This window comes from Collinsella sp. AM18-10 (assembly GCF_003471585.1).
Classification (GTDB): domain Bacteria; phylum Actinomycetota; class Coriobacteriia; order Coriobacteriales; family Coriobacteriaceae; genus Collinsella.
In genome coordinates, this window is record NZ_QRJO01000006.1 from 46,669 (window position 1) to 64,965 (window position 18,297).

Annotated in this window: 18 protein-coding genes; 3 read left to right on the plus strand and 15 right to left on the minus strand. The window is 60.0% G+C overall.

Features of this window, described 5'->3' with window-relative positions; translation table 11 throughout:
* Positions 1-70 precede the first annotated feature (70 nt).
* The 14 genes from rpsT to pyrR all read right to left on the minus strand — a co-directional run bounded on the left by rpsT (position 71) and on the right by pyrR (position 12,713).
* The gene (gene rpsT / locus DW211_RS05675; RefSeq protein ID WP_118259755.1) at positions 71-337 is read right to left on the minus strand and encodes a 30S ribosomal protein S20; all 267 of its coding nucleotides are present in this window, start codon (positions 335-337) and stop codon (positions 71-73) included.
* Positions 338-470: 133 nt separating this feature from the next.
* Entirely contained in the window at positions 471-1,433 is a 963-nt protein-coding gene (gene holA / locus DW211_RS05680) for a DNA polymerase III subunit delta (protein WP_118259757.1), read from the minus strand.
* Positions 1,434-1,511: 78 nt separating this feature from the next.
* Positions 1,512-3,815: a DNA internalization-related competence protein ComEC/Rec2 gene (locus DW211_RS05685; protein WP_118259758.1), complete on the minus strand. Its 2,304-nt coding sequence runs from the start codon at positions 3,813-3,815 to the stop codon at positions 1,512-1,514.
* Complete coding sequence (locus tag DW211_RS05690; RefSeq protein WP_118259760.1) at positions 3,812-4,525, minus strand: ComEA family DNA-binding protein; 714 nt, start codon at positions 4,523-4,525, stop codon at positions 3,812-3,814. The genes DW211_RS05685 and DW211_RS05690 overlap by 4 nt, the downstream gene beginning before the upstream one ends.
* 213 nt (positions 4,526-4,738) lie before the next feature.
* Positions 4,739-5,983 carry a tRNA uracil 4-sulfurtransferase ThiI gene (thiI, locus tag DW211_RS05695; RefSeq protein WP_006235944.1) on the minus strand — a complete coding sequence of 415 codons (1,245 nt, stop codon included), beginning with the start codon at positions 5,981-5,983 and terminating at the stop codon, positions 4,739-4,741.
* Entirely contained in the window at positions 5,984-6,265 is a 282-nt protein-coding gene (locus tag DW211_RS05700; RefSeq protein ID WP_118259762.1) for a DNA-directed RNA polymerase subunit omega, read from the minus strand. It abuts the gene before it with no gap.
* Positions 6,266-6,270: 5 nt separating this feature from the next.
* Positions 6,271-6,840 (minus strand): guanylate kinase, encoded by a 570-nt coding sequence (gmk, locus tag DW211_RS05705; RefSeq protein WP_117797771.1) that lies wholly within the window; start codon positions 6,838-6,840, stop codon positions 6,271-6,273.
* On the minus strand, positions 6,841-7,149 hold the full coding sequence (gene mihF / locus DW211_RS05710; protein ID WP_006236130.1) for an integration host factor, actinobacterial type: 309 nt from the start codon (positions 7,147-7,149) through the stop codon (positions 6,841-6,843).
* Between the two features lie 240 nt (positions 7,150-7,389).
* A complete protein-coding gene (gene pyrF, locus DW211_RS05715) occupies positions 7,390-8,106 on the minus strand; it encodes an orotidine-5'-phosphate decarboxylase (RefSeq protein WP_118259763.1) in 717 nt (238 codons plus the stop codon).
* Complete coding sequence (locus tag DW211_RS05720) at positions 8,100-9,008, minus strand: dihydroorotate dehydrogenase (RefSeq protein WP_199408852.1); 909 nt, start codon at positions 9,006-9,008, stop codon at positions 8,100-8,102. Before DW211_RS05720 ends, pyrF begins: the two co-directional genes overlap by 7 nt.
* A gap of 14 nt (positions 9,009-9,022) precedes the next feature.
* Positions 9,023-9,790 (minus strand): dihydroorotate dehydrogenase electron transfer subunit, encoded by a 768-nt coding sequence (locus DW211_RS05725; protein WP_117637284.1) that lies wholly within the window; start codon positions 9,788-9,790, stop codon positions 9,023-9,025.
* Between the two features lie 116 nt (positions 9,791-9,906).
* Positions 9,907-11,196, minus strand: coding sequence for a dihydroorotase (locus DW211_RS05730; RefSeq protein ID WP_117637247.1), 1,290 nt, complete (start codon positions 11,194-11,196; stop codon positions 9,907-9,909).
* Complete coding sequence (locus DW211_RS05735; RefSeq protein ID WP_035138537.1) at positions 11,180-12,124, minus strand: aspartate carbamoyltransferase catalytic subunit; 945 nt, start codon at positions 12,122-12,124, stop codon at positions 11,180-11,182. The genes DW211_RS05730 and DW211_RS05735 overlap by 17 nt, the downstream gene beginning before the upstream one ends.
* A gap of 4 nt (positions 12,125-12,128) precedes the next feature.
* The gene (pyrR, locus tag DW211_RS05740) at positions 12,129-12,713 is read right to left on the minus strand and encodes a bifunctional pyr operon transcriptional regulator/uracil phosphoribosyltransferase PyrR (RefSeq protein WP_118259765.1); all 585 of its coding nucleotides are present in this window, start codon (positions 12,711-12,713) and stop codon (positions 12,129-12,131) included.
* 453 nt (positions 12,714-13,166) lie between these two features.
* On the opposite strand from pyrR, the gene rpmB reads away from it, so the two are divergent.
* On the plus strand, positions 13,167-13,355 hold the full coding sequence (rpmB, locus tag DW211_RS05745) for a 50S ribosomal protein L28 (protein WP_022094725.1): 189 nt from the start codon (positions 13,167-13,169) through the stop codon (positions 13,353-13,355).
* 208 nt (positions 13,356-13,563) lie between these two features.
* Here the strand turns inward: rpmB and DW211_RS05750 are convergent, their stop codons facing one another.
* The gene (locus DW211_RS05750) at positions 13,564-14,340 is read right to left on the minus strand and encodes a transposase (RefSeq protein ID WP_118259766.1); all 777 of its coding nucleotides are present in this window, start codon (positions 14,338-14,340) and stop codon (positions 13,564-13,566) included.
* Positions 14,341-14,670: 330 nt separating this feature from the next.
* On the opposite strand from DW211_RS05750, the gene adhE reads away from it, so the two are divergent.
* Both adhE and DW211_RS05760 read left to right on the plus strand, forming a co-directional pair.
* Positions 14,671-17,319 (plus strand): bifunctional acetaldehyde-CoA/alcohol dehydrogenase, encoded by a 2,649-nt coding sequence (adhE, locus tag DW211_RS05755; protein ID WP_118227223.1) that lies wholly within the window; start codon positions 14,671-14,673, stop codon positions 17,317-17,319.
* Positions 17,320-17,407: 88 nt separating this feature from the next.
* Positions 17,408-18,172 carry an aminoglycoside phosphotransferase family protein gene (locus DW211_RS05760; protein ID WP_006236119.1) on the plus strand — a complete coding sequence of 255 codons (765 nt, stop codon included), beginning with the start codon at positions 17,408-17,410 and terminating at the stop codon, positions 18,170-18,172.
* Positions 18,173-18,297: the final 125 nt, after the last annotated feature.

Consider the following 18,297-nt stretch of genomic DNA (forward strand, 5'->3'; position numbering starts at 1 on the left):
AAAAATGGAGCCTGTTCCATAAAACAGGCTCCATTTATGCGCGTAATCTGTGTGGTGTGAAATTTACAACTTAGGCGTTGATGCTGTTCACGAGCTTGGCAAGACCGGACTTGCGGTTGGAAGCCTGGTTCTTGTGGATAACATGCTTGGCGGCAGCCATGTCGAGACGCTTGGTGACGGTCTTGAGGGCAGTCTGGGCCTTCTCGGCGTCGCCCTCGGCGACGGCGGACTGGACGTGCTTGGTCAGCGTCTTGAGCTCGGACTTGACAGCCTTATTACGCATGCGAGCTGCCTCATTGGTGCGGATACGCTTCTTCTGAGACTTGATGTTTGCCACTTCTGGAGTTCCTTTCGAGTTCCTTGCAAAAAATGTATGACACCTCTGAGACACGGTGAGGTCATGCAAGCGCCTACTATAGCACGCTCCCTCTCAAAGGGATAGAACGAATTTGTCAAATAGGCAGGTATCATCACGATTTTCTCAAGATGTCCGTAATCCAGAGCAAAAGCGCCGTCTGAGAATCGGCCGAACCCTTGAGCGCGAGCTCCACATCAACGGCACCCTCGAGCGCTGCGATGAGCTCGGTCATCGAAAAACGACGCGCCCAGGTAAGGTGATTCTTGACCTGCCAGGACTGGAGCTTGAGCGTTGCGGCCAGCTCGCGACCCTGCCCACGCGCGTCGAGCGCCTTGGCGACGATAAGCTCGCGAATGCGACCGCACAGCAATGTGTAAGTCCACACGTAGCTCTTGGAGGGCAGGAGCTTAAAGAGCTCGAGCGAACGCCGCATATCGCGAGCCGAGACGGCGTTGAGGAAGTCCCAGGGTTGGACCTCGGCCGTACGTACAATCCAGCGCTCAACATCGGCAAGTTCAATCTGGGGCGACTCGACCATCTGGGCAAGCTTAGCCAAGTCGTTATCGAGCATGCGCGTGTTTTCGCCCGAACGCGAGACGAGCTCCTCGGCGGCCGCCGTCGAAATCGACTTACCGCGCTGCGTCGCCATCTGCTGAACACGGCGCGGCAGTTCCCAGCGCTTGGTACCCGAGCAATCGACGATAGCCTTCTTGTCGATCTTGGCGATTGCCTTATACAGGCGCGTATTCTTGGCAAGTGAGTCGGCGATGATGAGGCAGACCGTTGTTGGGCTGGGACTCGCCAGATACCCAACGAGCGGCTCCGAGACCGCCTTGGCGAGCTTTGAGCAGCCATCAAGGATTACCAGGCGAAACTCGCTGCCCATCGGAAAGGTGTTAAGCGATCCGATAATCGACTCGATATCGGGGTCCTTGGTCATGTCGCGCTCGTCGAGGTTGAACTCGACCATACCCGACTTTTCCAGACGCGCTTTCATACGCGAGACGGCGTGATCGCGCTTGACTCCGTCGGTACCGACGATCAGATATGCCGGCAGCAGACCGGTTTCGGACATTGCGCTCCCCTCTCGCAGACTCTCGAATTCGTACCGTGCCATTTTAGCCCAGGGGCCAGCCGCGCGCCAACGATGTCATCACGGTCGCTGGCATCGCATCGCAAAGCCCTTCGCAGTCGGCGTGACGGTAATGTCGCCGTGTTCGATGGTGCACGCGAACACACCACCCGCTTCCTTCACGGCATCAATGCAGGCATCGGACGGATGCCCGTATCGATTCCCCTCGCCCGCGCTCGCGAGGGAAAGCTCGGGCTTCAGGACGTCCAGCAACTTACCATCGACTGAAACCTTGGAGCCGTGATGCCCAAGTTTAAGGACATCGATATCCCCCACCTCCTGCACGAATTCCCGTTCTTGGTCGAGCTCGGCATCACCGGTGAGGAGCATACGCAGGCCCTTGCCTTCCTGAACATAAGAGAGCAGCAGGACAAGCGAGTCCTCATTTCCCTCGCCATCCACGGACTCGAATGGCCACATCACGCGGGCGCAAAATGAGCCGATGTAGACCGCATCCCCACGGCGCACCTGCCGATACTCCACGCCAGGTCGGTTCAATACCTCGGCAGGAGCATCCTCTAGCGCCTCGGCCGCAACGACAATCGTTCCAACCGAAAACTGTTCGAGCACATCGGGAAGACCACCCCAGTGATCCTCATCCCAATGTGTCACAAAGACGGCATCGATATGGTGCACGTTATTGCGAACCAAAGCCGCCACCACGCGCTCGTCGAGCCCGCAGTCGACGAGCGCTACTGCGCCGCCCTGGCGGATAAGAATCGCATCGGCCTGGCCCACATCGAGCACCGTCACCGAAGGCGGAGCGAATCGATCCCAGTAGACGTACGGAATCGCAGCCAAGAACACCAGACATGCAAGCCCCACCGCCATAGGACGTGCACGGGGACGCGGCCACCTGACCAGCAGAGCCGCCAGCAAACACGGCACTAGGTAAATCCACATGCTATCGGGCGGCACACTCACGGATGCACCCGGCACGGCGGCAAACAGCTGCTCGAAGAATAGCGCGCAACGGGCGGCAATCATGGGCACAACGAGCACCCAAGTCCGCAACGGTGCCACGAGCGAAAAGGGAACCAGCACGATCGACACAGCAAGCAGTACGCTCACCACCGGACCGATGACCGCATTTGCCAGCGGAGCAATGAGCGAGAACGTACCGAAGGCAGGAATGGTAATGGGAAGCGTCGCCAACTGCGAGCACAGCGTGACGGAAAGCATGCTGACAATGCCCGATGGCACACCCAGCTCACCCAAAGCGTAGGTGGCGTACGGGCAAAGGCACAGGATGGCAAAGACGCTGGCACATGAAAGCTGAAAGCCCATCTCGAACAGCACCGTCGGCCTCAGTAGCACAAAGATCGACATAGTTACGAAGAGAGCCGATGCGCCGTGCCGGCGACGCCCCGCGCCGTTTACGACAAGCGTCGCGAACACCATGCAGCACGCGCGCACGGCCGAGGGAGATGCGCCCGTAAAGGCAGCGTAGCCCACAAGCGTTATCGCCAATATCGCCCGCTGAAGACCACGTGAGCACCGAGTCTTTTGCAATACGCCCTCGATTACAAACCCAACGATAGCCAAATGGCTGCCCGAGACGGCGATAAGATGCGCCGTTCCCGTCATCGAAAACCAGTCGCCCGCCGGCTGGGCGCGCAGCTCGGCCGAACGACCGCAGACGACGCCGGCTATGAGCGCACGCGCCGGGTCGGTCGCAGGCGCGATGGACACAAGCAGCCCATTTCGCAGCCGAAGCAGCGGCCCCGGAGAGCCCTCATCGACGGACAAAATCCGAACGGCTTTAACCTTGCGCACCTCGCCTCGGAGTGCGCGCGATCGTCCATACGCATCGTTCTCAAAACGTGAAACGCGACCGATAACACGCACGTGCGCCCCGACCTTAAGCTCGCGGTCACACGATAGGCGAACCGTTGCCAAGTTCTTACCGTCCGCGCGTGCCTCGCAGGTATAGGAATACACGTCGTCGTTTATGGATGGATCACCCCGCACAACAAACTCGAGGCTGCTTGCCGCTCGACCGTTGAGCGCCTTCGAAGCGCTTAGCGCGCCCACAGCCCACCACGCCGAGACGACCGCTCCCGCCACGAGACCGACGGACGCGGCATACAGCCACCGCTTCCAAGGGGCAAGCCGCGCACAAGATTGAGCCAGCACAACGAATACCGCCGCCGCAACGGGAATGGCCCATAGCAGCCCGACCGCCGGCGCCTGTTCCCTCAGCAGCGCATCAGCGGCCACGTTGAGCACCAAGGCGCAGCTCATGCACATGCCGGCACACAGGGCCATCGTCCACGGCATCAGGGGCCGCGGAGGCATCACATGTTCGCGCTCGGTCGCACTCATACGCAGATGCAATCTTTGATTTTGGCAAGCTTCTTCTCGCCGATTCCCGACACACGCATCAGATCGTCAACCGAGGCAAAAGCACCGTTCTTTGTCCGTTCATCGATAATCGACTGGGCCATGGAGGGACCGATGCCCGAGAGCGTCTGTAGCTCTGCCGCGCTTGCCGTATTGATATTTACTAGGCCTGTTGCGCCACTCACGCCCGATGATGCGGAAGCCCCACCATCAACACCGGCTTCCGCAATGGACGCCTGCTGCTCCCCTACCGTTGGAACGTGAATCTTCTGTCCATCGACGACCCTAGATGCCCGATTGAGCCCCGTAACGTCTGCCTCGGGCGCAAGCCCGCCGGCGGCATCAATCGCCTGAGCCACCCGCGCACCGTCCTTGAGACGATATACCCCGGGCGACACAACGGCGCCATCGACATCGACATAGACCTCTGCCGCGGCAGAAGCCTTAGTCGAAGAACCTTCGGATGTCTTTCCGCTCGAGGCATCACCGGATCCCGGCTCCACCAACGAGCCCGAACCGTCGGTGCGCTCAAACGACACGCCACCGGCACCGCCGCCAAGGTTCGCCATCGCCAGTCCACTCGCCATCGCAATGACGACCAGTATCGCCATCACCACTGCCTTATGACCGAACAGCTTGTCCGCCAAGCGGTCCATCCGTTTGACTCGTTCGTGTTGTTCGCGCTGCGCCATAGCAAAACCTCCCAACACCATCGTGTCAGAAAAAGAGTCTTGCAACAGCCATGCTTCAAAAACGGTTATCGCGGTCAAACCAAAAGCCGACCAAAACCTTGCACAAATCTGTCCATTTATTCAGGCACACGTCAGCAAATGGACACTTAGCCGCAAAATGCCCAGATAGCAAAAGACCGACGATGCAGACGCATCGTCGGTCTATACACAAATTTACTCGTGATCTTGGTAAATCTCACGCGGAGCAAGCTCCGAATGTTTGCGTTTTAAGGTCTTAGGGGCCTTATACGTGTTGCTCTCGAAGTCGATGTACTCGGTCTGCTTGAGCAGGCGCTCGATCATCTCCTCGTGATCGAACAACTCCCAGGCCTCATGCACAGCATCGAGTTTAGCGTGCGTCTCGGGACGGCGCGGCATAAATAGCGTGCAGCAGTCGGGAGCGGCCTCAGTCGAAATATCGAACGTACCGATCTCCTCGGCGCGCGCGATGATCTCCTGCTTGTCCGAACCGATGAGCGGACGGAACACGGGAATCTTCACGGCCTCGTTGACGGCCATGATGTTCTCAAGCGTTTGGGAGGCAACCTGCCCAAGCGATTCGCCCGTAACGATGGCCTTGGCGCCCTCGATGTGTGCAATGCGCTCGGCAACCGAATACATAATGCGGCGATACATGATCACGCGAAGATTGCTGGGACAGGTGACCGAAATCTCACGCTGACAGTCGCCAAACGGCACCACGTATAGGCGGCCGATCTGGACACCCGGCTCAAGCGCACGGATGATGTCCTGCACCAAATACTCGCTCGTATCGGGCGTCTGCGGACGACCAGAGAAATGTACCGGCACGCACACCGCGCCGCGACGCGCGAGCATCCAGGTCGCCACCGGAGAATCGATACCCGACGACAAAAGCGTCACGACCTTGCCGGCAGAACCCACCGGCAGACCGCCCACGCCGCGCTCGGAGCGCGCGTACACATAAACGCTACCCTGGACCACCAGTACGTGCACCATCGCGTCGGGGTCGTGCATTTGAACCTTTTTATCGGGGAAGGCCTCACACAACACCTCGCCCACCTGACGATTGATGTCAATCGAGGTGAGCTCATAGTCGGTATTGGAGCGCTTAGCGTGCACCTTAAACGAATCGAAGGAACCAAACTCGCGCAGCGCCTTCACGGCGGCGGCACAGTACTCCTGAGGGTCCCGATTGGTGTGATACGCCAAAGACACGCGAGCAACGCCGGGAACGGTGCGAATGACACGCGCCGCCTCGTCGGCCTGATGCTCGTTAAAGGTCACGAGGATATAACCGGAAATTCGAGACACGGCATTCACGGAAAAGGCGGCCAAGGCCGCCTTGATGTTATCCATGAGGATATGCTCAAAATGTGCGCGGTTCTTACCCTTCAGTCCAACCTCGTGATAGTGGACCAGGCAGACGCGAGCCGCCATTTAGGCTTCAGCAACCTTGTGGCCGAGCGCATTCTCGTAACGGGCCTCGTCGTAAGAGATGTCGCCGTCGACAATCTCGTCCATAGCCATCGAGATGGTATCGGCACCGGAAAGCCCGATGGTGATGTCATCGACATCCTGGACGGCAAGCACGCGGTTGTGCTGGCCACGCAGCATGCTATTGATGTCGCAGGCGCGCTTGGAGGCAAGCGAAGCGAGCAGGAAGCGGTTGTGATCGGTCTTCTCCAGAAGATCGTCAATGCAAGGCTTTACAACGGACACGGACCTCAGATCCTTTCATGCATATCGAGAACGCGAACGAGCTCATCGGTCGCGCGGTCGAGATCGTCATTAACCACGACGTCGTCGTAGCGGTCGGCAAGGGCAAGCTCATCGGCGGCGTTTGCCATACGCAGCTCAATCGTCTCGGGCGTCTCGGTACCGCGACCGACTAGACGCTCGCGGAGCACCTCAAGCGAAGGCGGCTTGATAAAAATCAGCACGGCCTCGGGAAAACGCTCCTTCACCTGCAGGGCGCCCTGGACATCGATCTCCAAGATCAGGGACGAGCCAGAGGCGAGCTTGGATGTGACCTCGCTCACCAACGTGCCGTAGCAGTTACCGTGGACCTCGGCCCACTCAACAAACTCACCGTTTGCCACGCGGCGGTCGAACTCCTCGCGCGTCAGAAAAAAGTAGTTGACGCCGTCGACCTCACCTTTGCGTGGTGCTCGCGTGGTAGCCGAAACCGTCAGGCCGAGGTTCGAGCGGAGCTCGCGCACACGAGTGACGAGCGTGCCCTTGCCCGCGCCTGACGGTCCAGAAATCACAAAGAGCTTGGAATCCTGAGCGCTCACTTATTTGGTCAGCTGCTCGAGGAGCTGCTCGCGCTGACGGACGCCGAGGCCCTGGACGCGACGGGTAGCGGAGATACCGAGCTCCTCCATGATCTTGGCGGCCTTGGCCTTGCCATAACCGGGGAGAGACTCGATGAGGGTGGAAACCTTCATGCGGGAAGCGATGGGGTCATCGGAGTTGAGCACAGACTCGAGGGACTTCTCGCCCTTCTTGATCTGCTCGCGAAGCTCAGCGCGGGCGTGACGTGCGGCAGCAGCCTTCTCAAGAGCCTGCTTGCGCTGCTCGTCGGTAAGCTGAGGGAGTGCCATTCGAACCTCCAAATAGTTGGGTTATATCTGATGCAGTAATTGACATTTTAGCACGTCAAACGCACTAAATGCCCAATCGACGGCTCCATAGATTAGACGATACCTGCGAAAAGTGCAATATACGGAGGTCAAAGTTAAGCCCCTGACCTGCGATTCCACACAAAGGGTAGGAAAGTTTTCGCAGGTACAGGGGCAAATTTGTGCTAATGGAACCCAAAAGTGGTGACTTAGGGGAATCTTTTACGCGACGTTTTCGACCAGCTCGGCGACGATGGCGTCAAAGGCGGCAACCGGATCGTCGGCACCGGTGATGGGACGGCCCACCACAATGTGGCTTGCGCCACGCTCGATAGCCTGGGAAGGCGTCGCCACACGAGACTGGTCACCAAGAGCGGCACCCACCGGACGCACACCCGGAGTCACGATCAGGGCATCGGGACCCAGCAGCTCACGCATGTCGTGAGCCTCCATCGGCGAGCACACGATGCCATCGATGCCGTTGGCCTGAGCGAGCTTTGCCAGGCGGGCGGCCTCCTCGGCCACGGGCGACTCGACACCGATCTCGGTCAGCGCATCCTGGTTCATGCTCGTGAGCACGGTGATGGCAACAAGTTTGGCACAGTCCTCACGCGCCTCCTCGGCACCCTCGCGACACGCGGCGAGCATAGCGCCCGAACCCAAGCCGTGAACCGAAAGCAGGTCGGCACCGGCAAGCGAGGCCGAACGGGCGGCACCGCGAACCTGATGCGGAATATCATGGAACTTAAGGTCAAGGAAGACCTTAAAGCCCAGGTCCTTAAAGGTCTTGACGATCTCGGGGCCCTCAGCGTAATAGAGCGTCATGCCAACTTTGAGCCAAGCCGCATGACCAGAAAGCTCGTGGGCGAGCTCGAGCGCACGCTCACGGTCGCAGTCGAGGGCGACGATAACGCGGTCGCGGGCATCATTCTCTAGCATTCGAAAGCACCTACCAGCTCGTTGATATCCTTCACGCCCTGGGACTCTGCCCAAGCCTCGAGCTCGCGCGCGATCTTGATCGAGGCGCACGGATCGACAAAGTTGGCCATACCGACCGACACGCAGGTGGCGCCGGCCAGGATAAACTCGGCCGCATCCTCGCCGGTCATGACGCCGCCGACACCGTTGATGGGGATATCGACCGCCTGGGCAACCTCCCAGACCATGCGCACGGCGATGTGGTGGCACAGCGGGCCCGAAAGGCCGCCCTTGGGCTTGGCCACGCGGGACTTGCGGGTATGAACGTCGATGGCCATGCCCTGGATGGAGTTGATGACCGAAAGGCCGTCGGCGCCGGCGGCCTCGAGAGCCTTGGCAATCTCGGCAACGTTGACCGGAGCCATCTTTACGAACAGCGGCTTATCGGTCACCTTGCGGCAGGCAGCCATAACGGAAGAGGCGCCCTCGGGCGTTGATCCCATGGCGGCACCGCCGGCGGCAATATTAGGGCAGCTCACGTTGATCTCGTAGCCGGCAGCCCAGGGGCACAGCTCGACATACATCTCGAGTGCGCGGACAAACTCGTCAACGGAGTGGCCGGCAACCTGACAGATGACCTGGCAGCCGTCCTTGGACAGCTGTTCGAGCCAAGGACCGGACTCACGGGCAAAGGCGGCCACACCGGGGTTCTGAAGGCCCACGGAGTTGATCATGCCGCCCGGGATCTCGGCCATGCGAGGCGCGGGATTGCCGGGCCAGGGCTCGGCAGCGCAACCCTTGGTGGTGATGGCGCCCAGCTGGGAAACATCAAAGAAGTTCTGGAACTGCCAACCGTAGCCAAAGGTACCGGCTGCGGTGTTGATGGGGTTCTGCATCTTGACGCCGCCGAAATCGACGGCCATGTTCACGGTACCCACTAGAAGACCACCACCTTGGAAGCATCGAACACGGGGCCGCACATGCAGGCGCCCTTCATACCGTCGACCGTCTCGACATTGCAGGTGTTGCAGGCGCCAAAGCCACAGCTCATCATGCGCTCGAGCGACACCTCGCAGTACGCACCGGCCTCGGCGGCTGCGGCGGCGACCTTCTTCATCATGACGGCGGGACCGCAGCTGGCCACGTAGTCGTAGCCGCCCTCGCCAAGCAGCTCGGCGGCAGGATCGGTGCAAAAACCGTGCGTGCCCAGTGAGCCGTCGTCGGTGCACACGTTAACCGTGGCGCCCAGCGCACGGAACTCATCGACACCCACGACTTTGGAAGCGGTGCCAAAGCCCAGGCACACGTCCACATCAACACCCTGCTCGGCAAGCATGCCGGCAAGACACAGCACAGGCGGAACGCCGATGCCACCGGCGACGAGCAGTGCCTTCCTGGTGCCCTCGGGTACCATCCAGCCACGGCCACCGGGGCCCAACAGGTTAGAGGTGGAGCCAGGGCCCATCTGGGACAAACGGCGGGTATCGTCGCCCACGGCGGCGTACCACAGCTCGACGGTGCCGGCCTCGGCGTCGGCGCGGTAGAAACTCAAGGGCACACGAAGCAGAGAAGACGCATCGCCGGGGACGGCGATGTTCACAAACTGACCGGGCTTGAGCGCACTTGCAAGCTTGGGGGCCGAGATGACGAGCGAGAAGATGCCGTCGGCGATCTCCCGGTTCGAGACGACCTCGAAGTCGTGCATGCGTGCAGTGGAAGGTGTGGGCATAGACGCTCCAATCCCCCATGCGGTTGCATGGTCTAAACGAACAGAAAGCGCGGCACCGCAAGGGCGCCGCGCACAAAAGCGATAAGGCTATGCTAGCAGATGCAGCCGTCGGCGAGCGTCTGCTTGCCACCGACAAATACATCGGTGGCACGACCGGTGAGCGTGCGGCCGGCAAAACCGGAGTTCTCGGCGCGCGACTCGTAACCGTCCTCGCCAACCGTCCAGGTTGCGGAGGGGTCGAACACGGTCAGGTCGGCGACAGAGCCCGCCTTGACCTGAACCTGATCGAGGCCCAGAATCTCACGCGGCTTGATGGCCATGAGCTCGACCATGCGGCTCACGCTCATCTTGCCCGTGTTGACCAGCTCAGTGAGCACGAGCGACAGCGAAGTCTCGAGGCCAATCATTCCAAAGGGCGCGAGCTCGAACTCGCGGGCCTTCTCCCACGGGGTGTGGGGAGCGTGGTCGGTAACGATAGCGTCGACGGTACCGTCGATAACACCCTGACGGATGGCCTCGGCATCCTCGTCGGTGCGCAGCGGCGGATTGACCTTGAGCGAGGTGTTGTAGGTCTCGTCCAGGTCGTTCTCGGTCAGGAACATGTGGTGCGGGGTGGCCTCGCAGGTCACCTGGACACCGGCAGCCTTACCGGCACGCACGAGCTCCAGGCCATGAGCGGTGGAGATGTGCTGGATGTGCAGCTTGGCACCGGTCAGCTTGGCAATCTCGATGTCGCGGGCAATCTGAAGCTCCTCGCCGGCGGCCGGCCAACCCTCGAGGGCCAGACGGGTCGAGACCTTGCCCTCGTTGATCTGGCCGTGACCGACCAGGTCCTCGTCCTGGCAGTGGCTCATAAAGACCTTGCCGAACATCTTGCCGTAGTCCATGCAGCGACGGAGCATGCCCGCACCCTGCACGCCGCGACCGTCATCGGTGAAGGCGACGGCGCCGTGGGCGACCATATCGCCCATCTCGGACATAGCCTCGCCCTTAAGGCCGCGAGTCATAGCACCAGAAGGATAGACGCGGCAGTGGCCGACCTCGGCAGCGCGGGACTTGACGAACTCAACGACGGTTCCGTTATCGGTAACGGGGTCGGTGTTGGGCATGGCGCACACGCCGGTGAAGCCGCCCTTGGCAGCAGCGCGGGTGCCGCTCTCGATGTCCTCTTTGACCTCGTAGCCAGGCTCGCGAAGGTGAACGTGCATATCCACCAGGCCGGGGACGAGGTACTTGCCGGAAAGGTCGCGGACCTCGGCTCCCTCGACGGCGAGATTCTCGCCGACCTCGGCGATCTTATCGCCGTCAATCAGGACGTCAACGACACCGTCAAGCTCGACGGACGGGTCGACGACGTGGGCATTCTTAAGAAGCAAGGCCATTATCGGCACCTCCAAGCAGCAGATACAGGATAGCCATACGCACGCAAATACCGGCGTAGACCTGCTCCAGGATGACGGAGCGTTGCGGGTGGTCGGCCATATAGGAGTCGAACTCGACGCCGCGGTTGATGGGGCCCGGATGGCAGATGATCGCGTCGGGCTTCATGAGCTTCTCACGGTCCTTGGTCAGGCCGAAGAGCTTGTGGTACTCGCGAATGGTCGGGAACGGGGCACCCTCGAGGCGCTCCTGCTGTACGCGCAGCATGTAGACGACGTCCAGCTCGGGGAGTACCGAATCGAGGTCGCTCGTCACGTGGTCGCAGCCCAGAACCTCGGGCGCCGGCGGCAGCAGTGTGCCGGGGGCGACGGCGTAGGTCTCGCAGCCCATGATCTTCAACGCGGGGATCAGCGAGCCGCAAACACGGGAGTGGGCAATGTCGCCGACGACGGCGACCTTCAGACCGTGGAAGTCACCCTTGTGCTCCCAGATGGTGTACAGGTCGAGCAGGGCCTGCGTGGGGTGGTTGTGCTTACCGTCACCGGCGCAGATAACACTCGCGGGCGAGTTCTGCGTGACGATGTAGGGAGCACCGGCATGCTTGTCGCGCACGACGATGCAATCGATCTTGTAGGCGTTGAGGGTCTCGACGGTATCGACGAGGCTCTCGCCCTTGACCGTGGAGGTCGAGGAGCCGCCGAAGTTGAGGCTGTCGGCCGAAAGACGCTTCTCGGCGAGCTCGAAGGAGCTGCGGGTACGCGTCGAGGGCTCGTTGAACATGTTGACGATGGTCTTGCCCTTGAGCGTGGGGACCTTCTTGATGGCACGCTCGTTGACCTCGGAGAACGCCTTGGCGGTCTCGAGGATGAGCTTGATGTCCTCTTCGGAGTACTCGGTAATGTCGATCAGGTGCTTATGATTGAACGCCACGGTACTACTCACCTCCCAGCGGCGCGGAGCCCACGTGGGAACCCGGCGCGACGTCGTTGATCTCGACAGCGGTACGGCCGTCGACTTCCTTCATATATAGGTGCACGTTCTCCTCGTGCGACGAGGGAACGTTCTTGCCGACAAAGTCCGGCGAGATAGGGAGCTCGCGGTGACCGCGGTCAACGAGAACTGCCAGCTCGACTCGGCTCGGACGGCCCAGGTCCATAACGGCGTCCAGAGCGGCGCGGATGGTGCGACCCGTGTACAGGATGTCGTCCACCAGCACGACGCGCTTGCCGTCGACGCTGAAGGGAATGTTGGTAGCGTGGATCGCGGGAGCGAAATTGGTCGCATAGTCATCGCGATAGAAGCTGATGTCCAGGCTGCCGAGTGGAACGTCGACACCCTCGATCTCCTTGATCGCCTCGGCGAGCTTCTTTGCCAGAAGGTCGCCGCGCGTGACGATGCCGACCAGAGCGAGGTCTTCACAGCCCTCGTTGCGCTCGAGGATCTCGTGCGCGATGCGGGTCATCGCTCGGTTGACGGCGGTCTCGTCCATGATGACCGCCTTGGGGGAAGTCGTGCCCATCGATCTCCTTCCTCACATGTCTTGACTGCTGACGCAGTCAAAAAAAATAGATGCCCGACCGCTCAAAGCGGAACCAGACACCCACAGGAAGTACTGCTCATTGACAGCTATGTAATTCCATGTGGGTATCTCGTACCCCTTTAATGGTCAAGGGATAGTGTAGCCAACCTCGAGCTTAATTGCGAGCATAAATACAGAGCAATCCGTAAACGGGCGCAGGCGCTCCATAAACCTATATATATTTGTGGGACGAGCTTGAAAACGCACGCACGAGCTGGCATAATCCCCTCTGCTGCACGCAAATCGGATCTACGTCCAGGGCCGTAGCGTGAGCACTATCGCCAAAAGAGGAATATCTCTGTGTAGATTGCGCACAGGGAGCGACTTCTGTGCTATAGTTCAGGATTGTTTGTTAACGCGACATGTTCGTTTGTCGCCCAAGGAGGGTCAGTTATGTCCAAAGTTTGCGAAGTTTGCGGTAAGCACCCCGTTGCCGGTCGCTCCATCAGCCACTCTCACCGCGTCACCAACCGTAAGTTCCGCCCCAACATCCAGCGCGTTTACGTCGTCGTCGATGGTCACCGTCGCAAGATGAACGTTTGCTCCACCTGCCTCAAGTCCGGCAAGGTTGCGCGCTCCTAAATAAGGTCTTACCAACAAGTACCTCGGACTCTCCGGGTCAAAGACCTCGCGTTCATATAGAACTTACCAAAGGCGTCCTCCCCCACGGAGGGCGCCTTTTTGCACTCATTGGGGACAGACTTACATTGAGTGTTTTCACGCATTGGGGACAGACTTAGATGAATGCTTTCCTAAGCTCACAGTGCATCGATCGGCCCCAATCCATACCTCAGGCCGCCTCGTTCCAGCCTGTGGTGGCCTTGGTTACGCTTGTAGCGCCGATACCGGTGATACGGGCAATTTGCTTGACCGTAAGATGGGCCCGCCTGAGCCTTAGCAGACAGGCATCGCGTTCGGGGCGTGGCAGGGCCTTGAGCAGCGCAGGATCAATGCTCGGCAGGGCCTCGTGTGCGACGGTAAGGGCATCCTCGTCGGGAATCCGTCGACGCGGAAGAATCTCAACTGACCAGATCCGCTCGGCAACTTCCTTAAGATGCTCGCAATAGCGACGGGAACCCCCGACAATATCGAGCATGGGGGCCGCATCGCAGATATCAAAGGGATCGTATCCCAGCTGGTATGCCTTGTAGCTTGACCAGCGGTAGGCATCAAGCGAGTCGAGCGCACCTTTCACGGGATTGAGATGGATATAATCGAGCAACTGCACCGCCTGCGTGTCCGACTCGACCGCGACCCGCGAATAGCGATTATCAAACAGGTGACCCGTTCTTCCGGTTTTCCCATTGAAATACTTGGCATAGGCCGTCAGCGCGCACTGCATTGCCTTTGAAAGGTTGTCAAATGGGTCATCACCCATCAAATGGAAGTGGTTGTCCATAAGGCACCAGGCCAACACCGCCACGTCATGGCAAGCAAACCTGTCCGAGATGTCCGATAAGAAACGATAGCGGTCGGAGTCATCTTCAAAAATAATCTGTTTGGAATTGCCGCGGTCATAGACGTGGTAATAGCCGGTGAGCGAAACGGCGCGGGCGCATCGGGGCATAATCTCTCCTTTCAAAACTGTACAGGCAACACCTAAAAGGAGAGAAGCAACGCGAAATGCTGAGCCTGTGACCTATTTATATACAATGAACGACAAAAACATGCCCAAAACGACAAAATGACAAATCGATGTCTGTCCCAAATGAGTGAAAGCACTCATGTAAGCCTGTCCCCAATGAGCGGGGCGATGCAGCAGGCAGATAATTAGTTAAAACGCTTCAGTTTATTGAAGCGTTTTAGTGTGCCTTTTACGGGAATCTTACCGATCGCCGAATAATTTCTTGCTATCATGCAAGGCGTAGGGTAAATCTCCGATCGCAAGGAGACACAAATGGTGAAAAAGTCACCGGAAAACACTACTCCCGCAATTGTGGACAACGTAGAGGCGCTTGAGGCTAAGCTCGCTCAGATGCGAGAGGCCCAGGCGCTTTTTGCTACGTACACGCAGGAGCAGGTCGACAAGATCTTCTACGAAGCCGCCATGGCCGCCAACAAGGCTCGTATCCCGTTGGCGAAGATGGCCATCGAGGAGACCGGCCGCGGCGTTCTTGAGGACAAGGTCATCAAGAACCACTACGCCGCAGAGTACATCTACAACGCTTACAAGAACACCAAGACCTGTGGTGTCTTGGAGCGCGACGAGGCCTACGGCATCACCAAGATCGCCGAGCCCATCGGCATCGTGGGCGCCGTCATCCCGACGACCAACCCCACCTCCACCGCGATCTTCAAGACGCTGATCAGCCTGAAGACCCGCAACGGTATCATCATCTCCCCGCACCCGGCAGCCGCCAAGTGCACCATCGCCGCCGCCAAGCTCGTGCTTGACGCCGCCGTCAAGGCTGGCGCCCCCGAGGGCATCATCGGCTGGGTCGATGTCCCCTCCATCGAGCTGACCAACATGGTCATGCGCGACGTCGACATCATCCTCGCCACCGGTGGCCCGGGCATGGTCAAGGCCGCTTACTCCTCGGGCAAGCCCGCCCTGGGCGTTGGCGCCGGTAACACCCCGGTCATCATCGACGACACCGCCGACGTGCTGCTCGCCGTCAACTCCATCATCCACTCCAAGACCTTCGACAACGGCATGATCTGCGCTTCCGAGCAGTCCGTGACCGTCATCGACACCATCTACGACCAGGTCAAGGCCGAGTTCCAGAAGCGCGGCTGCTACTTCGTCAAGCAGGGTGCCGAGATGGAGGCCCTGCGTGCCGCCATGTTCAAGAACGGCGCTCTCGACCACCGCATCCCCGGCATGGCTGCCGCCAAGATCGCCGAGCTCGCCGGCATCGAGGTTCCCGCCAAGACCAAGATCCTGATCGCCGAGGTCACCTCCACCGACCCCGCCAAGGAGGAGTTCTCCCACGAGAAGCTCTCCCCGGTCCTGGCCATGTACCACGCCAAGGACTTCCAGGAGGCCGTCGACAAGGCCGAGCACCTGGTGCTCGCCGGTGGCCCGGGCCACACCGCCTCTCTGTACGTGCACCCCGCCCAGGCCGAGAAGATCAGCCTGTTCGAGCACGTCATGAAGGCCTGCCGTATCGTCATCAACACCCCGTCCTCGCACGGCGGCATCGGTGACCTGTACAACTTTGGCATGAAGCCGTCTCTGACCCTGGGCTGCGGCTCCTGGGGCGGCAACTCCGTCTCCGAGAACGTTGGGGTGAAGCACTTGATCAACGTTAAGACTGTGGCCGAGCGCCGTGAGAACATGCTGTGGTTCCGCGCTCCCGAGAAGGTCTACTTCAAGAAGGGTTCCACGCCCGTCGCCCTCGACGAGCTGGGCAACGTCATGGGCAAGAAGCGCGCCTTCATCGTCACCGACCAGTTCCTCTTCAAGAATGGCAACACCCGCGCCATCGAGGCCAAGCTCGACGAGATGGGCATCGCCCACGACTGCTTCTACGACGTCGAGCCCGATCCGTCGCTGCAGTGCGCACGTCGTGGTGCCAAGCAGATGGCTCTCTTTGAGCCGGACGTCATCATCGCCGTCGGCGGTGGCTCCGCTATGGACGCCGGCAAGATCATGTGGATGATGTACGAGCACCCCGAGTGCAAGTTTGAGGACATGGCCATGGACTTCATGGACATCCGCAAGCGTATCTTCACCTTCCCCGAGATGGGCAAGAAGGCCTACTTCGTCGCCGTCCCGACCTCCTCGGGTACCGGCTCCGAGTGCACGCCGTTCGCCATCATCACGGACAAGGAGACCGGCATCAAGTGGCCGCTCGCCGACTACGCGCTGCTCCCCAACATGGCTATCGTCGACGCCGACAACTGCATGACCGCCCCGCGCGGCCTGACCGCTGCCTCCGGCATCGACGTCATGACCCACGCCATCGAGTCTTACGTCTCCATCATGGCTTCCGACTACACCAAGGGTCTCTCCGAGCGCGCTGCTAAGCTCGTCTTTGAGAACCTGCCCTCCAGCTTCACGAACGGCGCCAAGGACCCGCACGCCCGCGAGGAGATGCACAACGCCTCCTGCATGGCCGGTATGGCCTTCGCCAACGCCTTCCTGGGCCTCAACCACTCCATGGCCCACAAGCTCGGCGCTTTCCATCACCTGCCCCACGGCCTCGCAAACGCCGTCATCCTGACCCGCGTCATGCGCTACAACGCCGCCGAGGCTCCCGTCAAGATGGGCACGTTCTCCCAGTATCCTTACCCCAACGCGCTGCACAACTACGCCGAGATGGCCAAGTACTGCGGCATCGAGGGCAAGGACGACAAGGAGGTCTTCGAGAACTTCATCACGAAGCTCGAGGAGCTCAAGGACTTCATCGGCGTCAAGAAGACCATCGCCGACTACGGTGTTGACGAGCAGTACTTCCTCGACACCCTCGACGAGATGACCGAGCAGGCATTCAACGACCAGTGCACCGGCGCAAACCCGCGCTACCCGCTCATGAGCGAGATCAAGGAGCTCTACCTGGACGCCTACTACGGCCGCGAGCCTCAGGACTACGCCGTCTGCTAGTTTTAGCACGGTTTTTAACGGCGGGGGTGCACGGGTGTTTCACACACCCCCGCCGTCGCTTCTATCGCATCGTTGAAAGGATGCAACCATGCTGCTACCCGATTCCAAGACCGAGCTCGTCCGCCGTGGCAACAAGGTCGTTTACGACCTGGGCGACAAGATTGTCAAGGTCTTTAACGAGACCAAGCCTGTCTCCGACGTGTTCAACGAGGCTTTGAATCTTGCCCGCATCAATGAGTGCGGCATCCGCAGCCCCAAGGCTCTCGAGGTTTCACAGCTCGAGAACGCCAACGGCTGGGCGCTCGTGACCGAGAAGGTTCCGGGCACCACCCTTGCCGAGAAGATGACTGCCGAGCCCCAGCGCTTTGGTGAGTATCTCGAGATGTTCGTCGACCTCCAGATCGAGATCCACGGCTACACCTCCCCGCTGCTCAACCGTCAGCGCGACAAGTTCGCCCGCATGATCGACAGCCTTGATCAGCTCAATGCCACCACGCGCTACAACCTTCAGGAGCGTCTGGACGGCATGACCAAGGAGTTCAAGGTCTGCCACGGCGACTTCAACCCCTCCAACGTCATCGTCGGCGACGACGGCCAGCTCTATGTGTGCGACTGGGCACACGCCACCCAGGGCTCCCCTGCTGCCGACGTTGCCACCACCTACCTGCTCTTCGCCCTCAACAGCAAGGATCAGGCCGAGGCCTACCTGGAGCTCTACTGCGACCGCGCCGACATGCCCATGCAGGTCGTGCGTCAGTGGACGAGCATCGTCGCCGCTTCCGAGCTCGCTCGTAAGCGCAACGTGAACGATGAGTTCCTGAAGAACTGGATCGACGTCGTCGATTATCAGTAATATCTGAGCGATTTATTTCGCATCGGAGGCACAAGAAAACCCCGCAGCTCATATGGGCTGTGGGGTTTTCCTTTACCCATCGAGTTTATTCACGCAACAAAATAGACTGCTCCGCATCTCTTCCT

Excerpts from the sequence above, each read along its gene's own strand:
- holA (WP_118259757.1), bottom strand. The coding sequence starts at position 1,433 with ATGTCCGAAACCGGTCTGCTGCCGGCATATCTGATCGTCGGTACCGAC.
- DW211_RS05685 (WP_118259758.1), bottom strand. The coding sequence starts at position 3,815 with ATGAGTGCGACCGAGCGCGAACATGTGATGCCTCCGCGGCCCCTGATG.
- DW211_RS05690 (WP_118259760.1), bottom strand. The coding sequence starts at position 4,525 with ATGGCGCAGCGCGAACAACACGAACGAGTCAAACGGATGGACCGCTTG.
- thiI (WP_006235944.1), bottom strand. The coding sequence starts at position 5,983 with ATGGCGGCTCGCGTCTGCCTGGTCCACTATCACGAGGTTGGACTGAAG.
- mihF (WP_006236130.1), bottom strand. The coding sequence starts at position 7,149 with ATGGCACTCCCTCAGCTTACCGACGAGCAGCGCAAGCAGGCTCTTGAG.
- pyrF (WP_118259763.1), bottom strand. The coding sequence starts at position 8,106 with ATGCTAGAGAATGATGCCCGCGACCGCGTTATCGTCGCCCTCGACTGC.
- DW211_RS05720 (WP_199408852.1), bottom strand. The coding sequence starts at position 9,008 with ATGGCCGTCGATTTCGGCGGCGTCAAGATGCAGAACCCCATCAACACC.
- DW211_RS05725 (WP_117637284.1), bottom strand. The coding sequence starts at position 9,790 with ATGCACGACTTCGAGGTCGTCTCGAACCGGGAGATCGCCGACGGCATC.
- DW211_RS05730 (WP_117637247.1), bottom strand. The coding sequence starts at position 11,196 with ATGGCCTTGCTTCTTAAGAATGCCCACGTCGTCGACCCGTCCGTCGAG.
- pyrR (WP_118259765.1), bottom strand. The coding sequence starts at position 12,713 with ATGGGCACGACTTCCCCCAAGGCGGTCATCATGGACGAGACCGCCGTC.
- rpmB (WP_022094725.1), top strand. The coding sequence starts at position 13,167 with ATGTCCAAAGTTTGCGAAGTTTGCGGTAAGCACCCCGTTGCCGGTCGC.
- DW211_RS05750 (WP_118259766.1), bottom strand. The coding sequence starts at position 14,340 with ATGCCCCGATGCGCCCGCGCCGTTTCGCTCACCGGCTATTACCACGTC.
- adhE (WP_118227223.1), top strand. The coding sequence starts at position 14,671 with ATGGTGAAAAAGTCACCGGAAAACACTACTCCCGCAATTGTGGACAAC.
- DW211_RS05760 (WP_006236119.1), top strand. The coding sequence starts at position 17,408 with ATGCTGCTACCCGATTCCAAGACCGAGCTCGTCCGCCGTGGCAACAAG.